This window comes from Photobacterium sp. WH24 (genome assembly GCF_019204055.1).
Lineage (GTDB): Bacteria > Pseudomonadota > Gammaproteobacteria > Enterobacterales > Vibrionaceae > Photobacterium > Photobacterium arenosum.
Genome location: NZ_JAGSOZ010000015.1, coordinates 16,706 through 30,201, shown reverse-complemented (window position 1 = coordinate 30,201; position 13,496 = coordinate 16,706). Strand labels below are relative to the sequence as shown.

At 53.1% G+C, this 13,496-nt stretch carries 15 protein-coding genes; 8 read left to right on the top strand and 7 right to left on the bottom strand.

Translation table 11 applies throughout. The features are described 5' to 3' along the window. Positions 1-147 precede the first annotated feature (147 nt). From KCG43_RS16695 to KCG43_RS16670, 6 genes are all read left to right on the top strand, one after another. On the top strand, positions 148-1,746 hold the full coding sequence (locus KCG43_RS16695) for a DUF4331 domain-containing protein (protein WP_192015015.1): 1,599 nt from the start codon (positions 148-150) through the stop codon (positions 1,744-1,746). 11 nt (positions 1,747-1,757) lie between these two features. Continuing rightward, complete coding sequence (locus tag KCG43_RS16690; RefSeq protein ID WP_192015014.1) at positions 1,758-2,264, top strand: Ig-like domain-containing protein; 507 nt, start codon at positions 1,758-1,760, stop codon at positions 2,262-2,264. Positions 2,265-2,351: 87 nt separating this feature from the next. After that, positions 2,352-3,404: a lipopolysaccharide assembly protein LapB gene (locus KCG43_RS16685; protein ID WP_218386372.1), complete on the top strand. Its 1,053-nt coding sequence runs from the start codon at positions 2,352-2,354 to the stop codon at positions 3,402-3,404. 21 nt (positions 3,405-3,425) lie between these two features. After that, positions 3,426-4,538: a HupE/UreJ family protein gene (locus KCG43_RS16680; protein WP_192015012.1), complete on the top strand. Its 1,113-nt coding sequence runs from the start codon at positions 3,426-3,428 to the stop codon at positions 4,536-4,538. 124 nt (positions 4,539-4,662) lie between these two features. Further along, the gene (locus KCG43_RS16675) at positions 4,663-5,196 is read left to right on the top strand and encodes a sigma-70 family RNA polymerase sigma factor (protein ID WP_192015011.1); all 534 of its coding nucleotides are present in this window, start codon (positions 4,663-4,665) and stop codon (positions 5,194-5,196) included. Beyond that, on the top strand, positions 5,193-5,900 hold the full coding sequence (locus KCG43_RS16670) for an anti-sigma factor domain-containing protein (protein ID WP_218386370.1): 708 nt from the start codon (positions 5,193-5,195) through the stop codon (positions 5,898-5,900). The genes KCG43_RS16675 and KCG43_RS16670 overlap by 4 nt, the downstream gene beginning before the upstream one ends. Positions 5,901-6,029: 129 nt before the next feature. Here KCG43_RS16670 and KCG43_RS16665 read toward each other — a convergent pair whose 3' ends face one another. Continuing rightward, positions 6,030-6,608: a TetR/AcrR family transcriptional regulator gene (locus KCG43_RS16665; RefSeq protein WP_192015009.1), complete on the bottom strand. Its 579-nt coding sequence runs from the start codon at positions 6,606-6,608 to the stop codon at positions 6,030-6,032. Between the two features lie 137 nt (positions 6,609-6,745). Here KCG43_RS16665 and KCG43_RS16660 point away from each other — a divergent pair, with 137 nt between their 5' ends. Beyond that, positions 6,746-7,942 carry an MFS transporter gene (locus KCG43_RS16660; RefSeq protein WP_218386368.1) on the top strand — a complete coding sequence of 399 codons (1,197 nt, stop codon included), beginning with the start codon at positions 6,746-6,748 and terminating at the stop codon, positions 7,940-7,942. Between the two features lie 83 nt (positions 7,943-8,025). Here KCG43_RS16660 and KCG43_RS16655 read toward each other — a convergent pair whose 3' ends face one another. From KCG43_RS16655 to KCG43_RS16635, 5 genes are all read right to left on the bottom strand, one after another. Further along, complete coding sequence (locus tag KCG43_RS16655; RefSeq protein ID WP_218386366.1) at positions 8,026-8,748, bottom strand: gamma-glutamyl-gamma-aminobutyrate hydrolase family protein; 723 nt, start codon at positions 8,746-8,748, stop codon at positions 8,026-8,028. A gap of 31 nt (positions 8,749-8,779) precedes the next feature. Further along, positions 8,780-10,150: a glutamine synthetase family protein gene (locus KCG43_RS16650; protein ID WP_237794549.1), complete on the bottom strand. Its 1,371-nt coding sequence runs from the start codon at positions 10,148-10,150 to the stop codon at positions 8,780-8,782. Positions 10,151-10,326: 176 nt separating this feature from the next. Then, positions 10,327-10,761, bottom strand: coding sequence for a DUF2214 family protein (locus tag KCG43_RS16645; RefSeq protein WP_192015006.1), 435 nt, complete (start codon positions 10,759-10,761; stop codon positions 10,327-10,329). A 40-nt stretch (positions 10,762-10,801) separates the two neighbouring features. Further along, positions 10,802-11,749 (bottom strand): alpha/beta hydrolase, encoded by a 948-nt coding sequence (locus KCG43_RS16640; protein ID WP_218386364.1) that lies wholly within the window; start codon positions 11,747-11,749, stop codon positions 10,802-10,804. Positions 11,750-11,768: 19 nt separating this feature from the next. After that, positions 11,769-12,287: a GAF domain-containing protein gene (locus KCG43_RS16635; protein ID WP_218386362.1), complete on the bottom strand. Its 519-nt coding sequence runs from the start codon at positions 12,285-12,287 to the stop codon at positions 11,769-11,771. Between the two features lie 365 nt (positions 12,288-12,652). Between KCG43_RS16635 and KCG43_RS16630 the strand changes: the two genes are divergently transcribed. Beyond that, entirely contained in the window at positions 12,653-13,336 is a 684-nt protein-coding gene (locus tag KCG43_RS16630; RefSeq protein WP_218386360.1) for a hypothetical protein, read from the top strand. Here the strand turns inward: KCG43_RS16630 and KCG43_RS16625 are convergent. Next, on the bottom strand, positions 13,333-13,488 hold the full coding sequence (locus tag KCG43_RS16625; RefSeq protein WP_192015002.1) for a hypothetical protein: 156 nt from the start codon (positions 13,486-13,488) through the stop codon (positions 13,333-13,335). The genes KCG43_RS16630 and KCG43_RS16625 overlap by 4 nt on opposite strands. Between the last annotated feature and the right edge of the window lie 8 nt (positions 13,489-13,496).

Genomic DNA, 13,496 nt, shown 5'->3' with positions numbered 1-13,496 from the left:
CTGACCCGCGAATCAAAGTCTGACAAAGGTATTTGCCTGATATCTCCGGTGGTTTCTCTGTTTTCTGCAGCGCTGCAAATTTTTTGCATCCAGTTGCCGCCCCCAATCGTTTACTCAATGACCACCAATAACAAAAAAGGATCTGTCATGAATACAAAACTCGTTGTGAGTGTCATTGCTATGAGCCTTTCCGGCATCGCCTCTGCGTCCAGCCACCGGGAGGCACCTAACATTACCCGGCTTCCCACCCTGGACTCCACCGACTTTTATGCCTTCAACAGTTATGAAAGCGGCCGGGAAGATTACGTTACCCTGATCGCCAACTACATACCGCTGCAAGATGCTTATGGTGGCCCGAATTACTTCGCCATGGATCCCGCCGCCGTGTACAGCATTCACATTGATAACGACGGCGATGCGGTGGAAGATCTGACTTTTCAGTTCAATTTTAAAAATGCACTGCCGAACAACAACATAGGCGTCTCTCTTACTATCGGCAACAGCGGAGAAACCCAATCTGTGGCGGTGCCGTTAAAAGTTGTCGGCAGTATCAGTGACGCCGATCAGAGTGCGGCAAATTTCAATGAAACCTACACGCTCAGTCTGGTCAGCGGCCCGCAGCAAAATGGTCAGCCAACCAAGCTGACCAATGTATCAACAGGCCAGACTGAATTTCACAAGCCGCTGGATTTTATCGGCACCAAAACCTTTGGCAGCGAAAGTGGCTATATCAATTACGCCAACCAGTTCATCTATGAGTTTACGATGCCAGGCTGCGCCGCAACGGGAAAAGTCTTTGCCGGTCAGCGCAAAGATCCCTTTGTTGTCAATCTGGGTAAAACCTTCGACTTGGTCAACTATGTGCCTGTTGAGGGCGACAGTGCGCCCGGTGCTGACGATGGCGGCGGCTTTCCTGGCGGGATCACCCAGTCAGCCGACAATGACGATCTGAGGCTCAAAAATGTCACCGAACTGGCAATTGAAGTCCCCAAAGCCTGCATTACCGGAGATGGCAACGGCACCATAGGCACCTGGACCACCGCCAGCTTGCCACAGGCCAGAATTCTGAATCCGAATGCCACCTTCACCCGGCCGGAAGTCAACGGCGGCGCGCTGACACAGGTATCAAGACTGGGTAACCCGCTGGTCAATGAGCTGGTTATCGGCCTGAAAGACAAAGATACCTTCTCGGCAGCCAAACCTGCCGATGACGCGCAGTTTGCCACTTATGTGACACACCCGAGCCTGCCGGAACTGCTGAACATTCTGTTCAAAGATGCCGTCAACTCGACTCTGGGCGCCAACTTAGCCACACTGGCCCCCACCCATTTTCCCCGTACCGATCTGGTCACAGCATTCCTGACCGGCTTTCCCGGCGTTAACCAGCTAAAAACGGTCACACCTTCAGAAATGTTACGCCTGAACACGGCCATTCCAGCCAAACCTGTTGCCCAGCAATCGTCTTTCGGTGTTGCGGGTGACGATCTGGCGGGTTTTCCTAACGGCCGCAGACCCGGAGATGACGTGGTAGATATTGCACTGCGTGTTGTCATGGGCCGTTTGTGTTACCCCATCCCGGTTAACGGAACGGATACAGATCTTGGTCTGTGCCAACCGGAAGATGCCAATGTCGGCAACGTCCCCTTTACTGATGGCGCACCGGTCAATGCCACCATGATGGATGACAGTTTCCCTTACCTGGCGCCACCTCTTTCCGGTTCCGGTACTGACACGGTTTCAGAGTAAGGAGCAGTACAATGACTAGGTCTATTCGCACTACCTTGCTGCTGTCCGCGCTGATACTGGCAGGCTGTAACGGCAGTTCAGATTCCGGCCAGAATTCGTCCGGGGGAACAAATACCGCCCCGGCAGCCATGGCCCTGAGCCTGACAACACAAACCGATACCCCGGTCACCGACTCGCTGAAGGCCACAGACAAAGAGGGTGACGCCCTTAGCTTTGCGCTTGGCAATGCGCCGGCTTTGGGTTCAGTCGTCATCACACCCGATGGCACCGTCACCTACACCCCAGCCAGCGGGGTCACAGGTAATGACCAGTTTAGCTACACGGTCAGCGACGGAAACAACCAGCCGGTCAGTGCCCAGGTCTCCGTCACTATTGAGGTCCTTCAGGTCAGTTTTGCCTCGTTCAGCCGAGAGGTCTTCAACGCCCCGGCAAACAGTACGCCGAAAAGCCTGCGCGGACGGGCTGTCAACAATGACGTCAGCAGTGCCAGTTTTTATGACGACCTGCTGATGGAATAACGCGTACCTGCTGTGGCCTGCTCCAGAGGCCACATTTGTGCTGTGTTCGATCGGCCAGGGATGGCCACTTTTTAAGGAAATTGTCCCATGAATACACACCCTTTCCCCGCACTGGTGATCAGCATTGCCGTATTTTGCAGTGTCTCGGTGCTTGCCAAACCTTACCTGCCTGACAATCAGGATGCCGCTTTGCTGGTGGTGCCGGAGCTGGCCGTCAAGTCAGCGACGCTGGAAGACATTCGCACATTAATTGACAAGGCGCAGCGTCCGTCCGGCACTGTTGATGGTTTCAGCCTGGCCGATGCCCTGATGCAACCGCACCTGACGGCGGGTTCCGCTCCGGAAGCGCTCTACCTCTGGGCCAGAATTCAGCAACATCAGCATGATTTCAGAGGCGCAGAGCTGACATTAAGGCGCTTACTGGAACAGCAGCCCGATGATGCCAGTGCAAGATTGCTGCTGGCCAGCGTGCAGACCATCCAGGGTAAATTCGGGCAGGCCAGACAATCGTGCCTGCAGCTTATTGGCCGCTCTTCGATGCTCGTAACGGCTGCCTGCGCACTGGACAACAGTTTCCAGCAAGCCAAAACCCGGGAGAAGCGCGTCCAGAGCTACAGTGAACTTCAGTCAATCGCCACTCGTTATCCTCCGCAACAGCAGGAAGACTCTGTCTGGCTCATGCAGATCCTAGCCGGTATGGCACTGGCGCTTGACCGTCCGGAAGCAGCACTGGCTCACCTCAGCCTGCCTGCCGACAGTCAGCGTCCCATCAGCTACCTGAGTTTATGGGCGGATGCTCAACTGGCTCAGGATAACCCCCAGGCCGTACTCACCACCCTGGCAGACATTGCCTCCCGTTCAGGGGCAACTGATGACAACCTGCTGCTGAAACTGGCCCTCGCAGAACAGATGACAGGGACATTTCAGCACTGGCAGGTTCGCTGTCTGAACCGGATCACCCTGCGCGAGCAACGACAGGATGCCAGCCATGCCGGATTACTGGCGAGCTATTACCTGCTACTCGGTGATCGCCCTGACAGGGCGCTGTTCTGGGCAAGAATCAACTGGCAGCAAAACCGGCTGTTATCAGACAGGCAATTGCTGTTACGCGCAGAACAGGCTTTTAATCAGCAGGTATAACGCTATCAAGGAAGGGCTACCATGCGAACTCTCGTTATTATTTTTGCACTGCTTGCGGCAGCATTCTCTGCACAAGCACACCAGCTAAGCACAGCGTATCTGACCCTGGAGCAAGATAACAACGCCACGCTAAGCGGAAACTGGCAACTGCAACTGTCTGATCTGTATCCTTTGATGGCTGATAAGGGGATGATTCTGGACGCCAATCAGGACGGCAACCTGACCTGGCGTGAAATCACAAACCAGCAGGCTGCAATACAAACACAGTTACTGAGCCAACTGACCGTCGAGCAGGGCGGACGTCCTTGCAACATAACAGTCGCTAGCAACATGATGCTGGAATCACACGCCAACCTGCCTTACCTGTGGCTGCCGTTAGAGGTCAATTGTCCGTCGGCTGCCGGACTGAGCCTGTCCTATCAGGCGATGTTCGACATCAATACCGGCCATAAGCTGATCGTGAATATTTCTCAGCCTGAGCACAGCATCAACAGAATACTGGATACCAGCAACCGCTCACTGGCGGTCAACATGCAAGCCTCTGCCATGGGCGAAACGGCCCGTGAATATCTGTATCAGGGAATAGTCCATATCCTGATCGGTACCGACCATATCCTGTTTCTGCTGGCCTTACTCCTGACCTGCGTGCTGTATCGCGATAAACAACAGTGGAAAGGTATCGACAGCCCTAAGTCTATACTGCTCAGCACCACCTGGATTATCACGGCCTTTACCCTCGCGCACTCTATCACGCTGACAGCCACAGCACTCAACTGGCTGCCGTCGAGCCGCTGGGTGGAGTTCATTATTGCTCTGTCTGTGCTTTTTGCCGCGCTGAACAATATCTTCCCGCTGATCACCAAACTGGGCTGGGTGACCTTCGGGTTTGGTTTACTGCACGGCATGGGATTCGCCTCTGTGCTGGGCGAGTTGGGGCTGCCATCGAGCCATACTTTACTGGCGGTCGTGGCGTTCAATCTAGGGGTCGAACTCGGACAGTTATCGATACTGCTGCTTGCTTTACCTGTGTTGATGCTTGTCAGGCATCAATGGCGCTATCAGCGCTGGTTTATGCCCTTAGGGTCAGCCTGTATCGCCCTGATGGCATTGCAATGGTCCATTGAACGCTTTTGATTTTGTGGTGTATATACCAAACAGACATTGTCACACTGGCGAATGTCATTACGACTGCTAACGTTGAAACAAGCTGATAAATCAGTTTCTTAACGTATTTCTTCATCACAGTACAAGGAAAGACATGGATCAGGACGATCATCTTAAACTCATCAGCGCCACGGCACTGGGCGACAGGCAGGCCTTCACCAGGCTGTATCAGCAAACCAGCGGCAAATTGCTGGCTGTGTGCCTGAAAATGCTGGGTAACCGGGCGCTGGCCGAAGAAGCGATACAGGATGCTTACGTGAAAATCTGGCATAACGCGGCCGATTATCAGCACCATAAAGGCAGTGTCCTGACCTGGATGATCAGCATCGCCAGATACCGGGCTCTCGACATACTGCGCTACCAAAAAGTCAGGAAAGAAGACGCTTTAACGGCTGAACCCGCGCCACTGGAAGAAAGCGATGACAGGTTTGCCGATCTGGATGCCGGACATAAATTAAGCCAGTGCATTGATGAGCTGCCCCAGGAGCACCAACAGGCGATTCATCTGGCTTACTTTAACGGGCTGAGCCATCAGGAAGTGGTGCACTATCTGGACAAGCCGCTGGGAACCATCAAAAGCTGGATTCGCCGCGGGTTACAACAACTACAAAGGTGTCTGACGCCATGAACTATAACAACCAGACATTGATCGATATGCTGGCCGCTGAGTACGTACTGGGCACACTGCGCGGTCCGGCCCGGCAACGCTTTCAGACCCTGATAATGCAATCAACCCATATTCGGGAAGCAACCTGGCAGTGGGAACAGCATCTCAACGAGATCAACCGTCAGATTACCCCTGTCGAGCCAAATGATGCGGTCTGGCAAACGATCAGCCAGCGACTCGGTTTCGATAAGAAACCAGCCAACGAAACCAGCCGCCATGTGATCAAAAGCGGGTTGTCCCGTTTGTGGCCTGTGCTGACTGGTGTCGCCACAGCGGCATCGCTCTTACTTGCCGTGCTGCTCTGGCGGGAAAGCCAGATCCCCGTGGCACCCGGACCTGTCCAGCATGTGGCTGTCGTTAAAGGGGAAGATGCCTCGTCATACTGGCTGATAGAAGTCCACCCGCGCGATATCACTGTCCGGGCCGGATCTTCGTTCCAGGGACTTGCCGACAAAGATTACGAGCTGTGGGCGGTGGCCACAAATGAGCCGAACCCGGTTTCTCTTGGCCTGTTACCGAAACAAGGCGAACTGGTACTGGCGAAAAACACCCGCTTTGATCAGTTGGACATCCAGATGCTGGCGGTCAGTGAAGAACCTCTGGGCGGCTCGCCGTCAGGGCTGCCAACCAGGGTGCTTTATACCGCCGAATTGGACCGGCTCTAGATTAACGACATAAGTGACAGCGTCACTCAGTGATCTGCTGCGCAATATCTGTTGCAAGGTTTGCAGACCCTAAGCCATGTATCCCGCTTTTGAGCCGATGAAAAGCGGGATCAGGCAACAGACACTCCTTTAGCGCCTCAAGCCGTTTAGCATGAGATCCAGCGATTGTGCCGCTTCATTCAATGCCATCACACTGTCTTCGCTGCCTGCGATATAACGTGCTGTGTCCAGCAATGCCCCGTTGATCAGCCTGGCAAGCATAACCGGTGAGGTGACGGGGATGATTTTGTCCTCGATTAATTGCGCCAGTAACCCGGCAATCGCTTCAATGCAGCTCATACGGACAGCCTGGATCTGCTCGCTATCGAGCACCGATGACGCGTCCCTGATCATAATCCGCTGAATATCCGGCTCAGTCGCCATCTTCAGGTAGGCATGACAGCGCCCTGAAAAAGCGCTCCAGCTGTCCGGGGCGCTGGCTGATATCGCCTGCAGTCTGTTATCCATCTCCTGATCCAGCTGTTGGTACACGGCAAGAAACAGGCCTTTCTTACTGCCGAAGTGATGATACAACGCACCACGGGTCAACCCCGCTCGGCCAGTCAGCTCATCCATTACGGTGTCGGCAAAGCCAACGGTACCAAACAGCGTACGGGCATGCTGCAGCAAGGCAAGCCTTGTCTGTTCCATCGTGATTGCTCTGTTCATGCTAGTTTGGGTCCCTAAAGTATGAGAACAGGTTCATTTATAGTTGACATACACCGCGTATGTCAATTAGTTTCTTATGCATCCCATCCGTCATAAGTGCGCATGGGCATATTCTTAATGACTGACTGGAGATATTCATGGCGAACCCATACAAGGAACTGTTTCACGCCCCGGGAACATTGGCTTTTTCCCTGTCGGGGCTGATTGCCCGCCTGCCCATTTCAATGGCGGGCATCGGGATAATCACTATGATTTCCCAGATTCATGGTTCTTATTGGCTGGCTGGTGCGGTGGCTGCCACCTTCACACTCTCAACGGCCTTGATTGCTCCTCAGATCTCCCGCCTGACAGACCGCTATGGTCAGGGCCGCATCTTGCCCTTTGCGACAGCAATCAGTGTGCTGGGTATGCTGCTGCTTTTAGGCTGTGTTCATCTGGCTGCACCTGACTGGACACTGTTTCTGTTTGCGGCGCTGGCCGGATTTATGCCCAGCATGCCCGCCATGGTCAGAGCGCGCTGGACACACATCTACAAAGGCCAGCCTGCCCTGCATACCGCCTACTCACTGGAGTCTGTGCTGGATGAAGTCTGTTTCATCGTTGGGCCTCCTATCGCCGTCGGTCTCAGCGTGGCTGTGTCGCCCATCGCCGGGCCATTCGTGGCAGCGCTAATGCTGGCGGTTGGCATAGCATTATTCAGTTTGCAGAAAAGAACCGAACCGCCGGTATCAGAGCAAACTGAACATCAGCAGGGATCTGCACTTGAACCTGTCACCATGAAAATGCTGCTGCTGACTCTGATCGCTCTGGGCACCATAGTCGGTACGGTGGATGTGCTCAGTGTCGCGTTTGCCAAGCAGCAAGGCGTGCCTGTGGCAGCCAGTTTTGTCCTGTCGGCCTATGCCGCGGGGTCCTGTATTTCTGGTCTGGTGTTTGGCGCACTGCGCCTGAACCTCGCTCTGCCAAAACAGTTGTTACTGGCTTCCATCGCCACTGCGACAGCCACACTCCCGCTGCTGGTGGTATACGATGTACTGACACTATCCGTCTCCGTTTTCATCGCGGGCATCTTCTTCGCACCCACCATGATTGTGACTATGGGCCTTGTGGAAAAGATTGTGCCTGAGTCAAAGCTGACAGAAGGGTTTACCTGGATGATCACAGGACTGGGCATAGGCATCGCCGCCGGTGCAGCATTAACTGGCTGGGTGATTGATGAAATGGGGATTCGCGCCGGGTTCGCCGTCACTATTGTGGCGGGCGGCGGGGTTCTGCTGGCAAGCGTGTATTGTTACCGTTTACTGCAACAACGTATGGCACTGCAAACGGCCTGACCGGTAACGGGAAGAGACGCGTTGGCATATATCGGGAAAAAAGAGCAGGCTCATACTCTGAGCTTGCTCTTTTTCCTCTGACTTTATGTCCGGCGTTTAGCCAGAGCGGTATCGAGAAAACTGACAATCCAGGACACCACCCGTTTGTCATCCGCCGGTTGCGATAGCGAGTCGATACCTTTTTCATAGGCTTCTGCGGCGTAAATCTGCTGCCGGGCTGTCATCAAATCTTTCACATAAGCTTTAGTGAACTCTGGATGTCCCTGTATACCCAGAAAGTAAGTCTTTATCTGGATCATGGCAAAAGGACAGAAATCACTGCCTGCCAGTACTCGGGCATCTGCAGGCAACCGACTGATCTGATCCTGATGGCTGACCACAAGAGAAACTGTTGGCCCGGCACCTTTCATCCAGCCGGCTTTTTTCTTCACCGCATAGCCGTTGACACCTAGCCCCCAGCCTCTGCCGGATGTCACCACTTCGCCACCCAGCGCCTTTGCCATCAGTTGATGACCAAAACAGATACCCACAAAGGGCTTTTTCTCTTCATACAGCCTTTCAATGAATGCCATCAAGTGTCCGATCCAGACAAAGCCGTCATTAGCGCCGAATTGACTACCAGAGGTCATATAAGCATCGCACTCATCAACATCTTTGGGGTATTCACCGTCAATCACACGGTAGAACACCAGAGTGATTTGTTTTGAATATTCATGAAACAGAGCGGAAAACATATCCCGATAGTTACCGTGAGTGGCCTGAAGCTCAGGCGCCACATCATCACACAAGAGCACACCTAATCGCATTGTCATCTCTCCCTGTCTGTACCATCGCGACTTAAATGATTTCGAAATACCGGGCAAGCTCCCAGTCTGTTACCTGCTTTCTGAACTCGCGCTCTTCCCACTCGCGAGTTGCGGCAAAATGCTCTACAAACGCCTCTCCCAGCAGGGAACGGGCCGCATCGGAGGCCCTGAAACGCTGCGCGGCCTCCCACAACGTGGCTGGCAGCGCCAATTCGGCAGGCTGTGGCTGATCATAGGCATTACCAGTTACCGCATCCAATGGCTGCCATTGATTCATGATGCCGTACAAGCCTGACGCTACAGCCGCCGCCAGTGCCAGGTAAGGGTTGGCATCTGCTGCACCCAGCCGGTATTCGATGCGCTGGGATGTCTCGTTCCCCGGTATTACCCGCAGCGCCGTTGTGCGGTTTTCAATGCCCCATGTCGCGTGCGTCGGCGCCCAGAAGCCGGGCACCATACGGGTATAACTGTTGATCGTTGGGGCAATCATACACAAAAATTCGGGCATCAAACGTTGCTGGCCCGCCAGAAACTGTCGTTGGATTGTGCTTATGCCATGAGTTTGGCTGGCATCATAAAAAGCAGATTGACCGTTTTTATGCTGGAGGGAAATATGGATGTGGCCGCTTTGGCCGGGATAGTCCATGGACCATTTCGCCATGAAGGTTGCCAGCAAATTCCGGCGCTGCGCCAGCACTTTCATGTAGGTTTTGAACAGCGCGGCTTTGTCTGCTGCCGCTTCCGCCTGATCAACAGTAATCGCTGCTTCAATCACACCCGGTCCGGTTTCTGAATGAATACCCTCAATGGGGAAATCCATAATCTGGCCCATCGCCAGAATGTCGTGATACAGCTCGCTGTATACCGAGTTGCGGATCATGGAATAGCCAAACCAGTCCGGCGTGACAGTTTGCAGATTGCGGAAGCCTTTCTCCCGTGCAGAATGCGGTGTTTCGCGAAATAAAAAGAATTCATATTCCAGCGCGGCCTGAACCTCGAACCCCAGCGCCTCCGCTTTTGCCAACACTCGGCGTAACACCCCGCGTGGACACACAGCTTCAGCCGCACCGGTAAATTCAGCAATAAAGAGCAGCATGCCCTCTTCGTCCTGCACATCACGGCAGGTATGCGGCAAGATGCGCACGGGGGCATCCGGATACCCGGTATGCCAGCCCGTATACCGGGTATTGTCATAGAGCTGATCTTTCGCATCCCAGCCCAGCACCACGTCGCAAAAAGAAAAACCCTTCTCCAGTGATGCAAAAAACTTGGCTTTGGACATATATTTGCCGCGCATGATGCCGTCATTATCGAACAGGCCAACCTTGACATGGGTCAGGCCACGCTCTTCGACAATCGCTTTTGCATCGGCCACGGATTTTACTGCTCGCGCTTCCATCATCAGCCTCACCCCTTTTGCTCAACCCGCAGAGCAGCACCGCACAACAGCTACAGTTCGCTCTTACATTAAGCTTAGATGCGATTTTGCAACATACTGAGTTTCAGGCAGTTTTAAGAGGGAGATCTGGATCAATATCGGCGCGTCGCGCGCTGTCGTCAGGCTGTATCCCGCAAGCATCAGCCAAGCCCGACACCTCTAGCCATCAGTACAGCCAATAAGGGAATCACAAGCAGCAGTAATAACTCCAGACGGATAAGAATAACAATGGCAGGCGGCACCGGAATGGTTTCGCGGGTTGTGCGTCTGTGTCTGTAAAAGAAAACGGTTGGAAAAACCGACAAAGCAGCCACTATCAGAAACAAGGTCACTTTGGCATGAAAGACCGGATTCGCGGTGTAAAAGTCGGCAGGTTTGCCCACCAGAAACCACATAGCCAGCCCGGCCAAAAGCACAACAACGGCTGAAATGCCATAGACAGCATCCAGCCTTGCCAGACGATGCATTTCCTCAGCTGTCAGGCGACGTTTGATCAACATATGCTCGACCACCAGCACGGAGAAGAGTGCAAAAATACCGATAAAGTGGAAATAGCGGATCACGATTTCGAACATACAGGGTCCTTATTGTGCAAAGTAACAAAGGTGCAAAGAGTTAATTATCACCCGATGTTGTTAAAAAATCTGCAATTTTCTGATAGGTGGCGCGACACTGAATCGGCACTAACGATTCAAGATTAAGGTACGCGTGGATCATGTCATCAAGATGAAAATGTTCGGTAGGGATTCCCAGCGCTGACAATTGCTGTACATAAGCCACACCTTCGTCCCTTAAGGGGCAGAATTCAGCCGTGATCATCAGCGTTCGGGGCAGCTGGGCGCTCTTAGCCATAAACAACGGGGAAGCGGCCTGCCTGTCCTCGCCATGCTGAAAATAATGATCAAAATACCACTGCATTTTATCCTGCTGGAGAAACAGCCCTTTGCCGTTAGCGGTGACCGAAGGCTGGCTCATGGTGTAATCCAGGCTGGGATAAAGCAGCACCTGATTATCTATGCTAACGTTGGGATAGTCCTGATAGTCAGCACTCAGTGTGGCCGCCATCGCGCCGCCCCCTGAATCCCCCACCAGTGACAGTGTCGGTAAATACGCTAACTGATGCTGCTCAAGCAAAGGCCAGAGTTGACCGATAACAATGCGGGCATCCGATAATCCGTTGGGATATGGCCACTCGGGCGCCAAACGGTAATCAACCGACACCACTATGTGTTGTGTGGCTTTTGACAGTTTCCGGCAGATAGCATCGTACACAGCCACACTGCCTGCCATGTGGCCACCGCCGTGCAGAAAAACAATAACAGGCAACGGCCTGTCAGGTGCTGGATGATAAATACGGACAGGAACAACCTGTGTGTGCTCAGTGACACAGGTGTCGAGTACTCTGGCTATGTGGGGCGAGTCAGTCACACAAGTTGCCGTCAGGGTCGACAGTCCGTCCCGTACGGCTTCAGCAGTGGCAACGTAGCCAGATTGCATCAGTTGCGCCAGCCCCTGATTGTAGGCATCCAGCCAGATTTTCAATCCATTATCCAGTTTTACCATGACTTAGCCGACGGACTCCTTACCGTTCATTTTCCTGCATTCGCCGTACCAGCTCGGTTTCTATCCAGCTCGCCATCAGTTGCAGAGTATCGGTATCTATGTCTTTGAATGCGCGGGGATAAGGGGCCGGACTGGAAAAGTTCAGTGTTCCCCAGGTCACTCCACCCACATGGATAGGAATAGCAATATAGGATTCAAGCCCAAAGTGCCGGTAGGCTGGATGGCTCCCCAGTATATCGCTGTTACCGACATGCTCAACGGCAACGACACCGTTTGATTCGCAAGTGACTGCGCAGTACGTCATACCAAATTCAAATTGATTGCCGGGCATAAGAGGCATGTGTTCCGGGCAAATACAATGGCGTATGGTGTAAGTATCACCTTCCACCTGCGCCAGGATACCGATGTCCAGATTGAAGCGCTCCAGTCCCAGCTGAATGAGCGCATTCATCTGGACATCGAAGCCTTTATCGTAAAGCTGGGCAATTTCATTTAAACGGCGAATCACATTTTCGCTTTCAGAATATTCAGTGTGCATACATTCCCTTGTTTTGTTCGCTGCATCAGACACAGTGGATATGGCTAATAACTCAACCGTACTGAGTCAGAACAACGTATTGTCTGCGTAAAAACAGATAAGCAACTCGTTACGCATAAATTATTAATGCATGAACAGAGAGCATTTACCACCGGAAGCATCAGAGTTCATTGTCACTGATATCGTCAAGGATAGCCTTTGCTGACCATTCTGCCTGAAGATGTATCGATTTTTAGACCCAGGACATGGAATCCACAAGCCTATGAATAGGCTGCCTATACTGAAGGCGTAAGGGAGTATAGACATAACAGGCAGGAGGCATTTGGTTACTCAATGTACAGCCCTTAGATATGGAGTACTCGACAATGCATCGAACAGTCTCTCTTATGTTGTCAGGCTCATCCTTACTGCTGTCCTCCCTGATTTTAGCGGCGTCCGGCGCTCACGCCACCGATACTGCATTTTCAGCCGGCAAGAAACTGGCGCTGCTCAGCGGCCAGCAACCCATCTACTCACCACAGGTGAATATCGAAAAGCGCACAGGGCGAATCACCAGAGAAGAATTAAAAAATGGCGTGATGGACAGCCGTCACTATGTTGACATCGACGACTATCTGGCCAAACAGAACAAGAGCAATGCTGCAGTCCCACCGGATCGTTACTTTGTGGTTAACAGCATTCGGGTCACCCGACCTTACGGCAGCTGGTATGATGGCTACGGACAATATCGAACGAATCAGGAAGCCATCAACTGGCTGGGTTTCACCGCTATTCACTTCGAACTGCTAAACCAGCTCAATGAACACCAGCAACGGCGTCATGAACAAGCGCAGATAACGGCTACCACATCACCAGTGGGCCGCACTATACAATGGCAGGACGGTGCCGCTTCTGGCTCGGTGAAAGCAACGCGGGAAGGTACAACCACCAGTGGCCGCTATTGCAGAGAGTTTCAGCAATTGGTCACAGTGAACGAGACAACAGAAACCGCTGTCGGCACCGCCTGCAAACTGCCGGACGGTACGTGGGAAGTGGTCTCTACCGGCTAGCTCAATTCAGTCGCCGCCAGTTCCGCACCGCATTCCAGTCTGGCGGGATGCTCAACAAGGCTGATATAGCAAGCCGCGCCGCAAAACAGACTGGCACTGAATGCCGCCAGAGCACCGAAGAATTCCGTGCCAGTCACCACCAAAGACATCATAGCTCAGG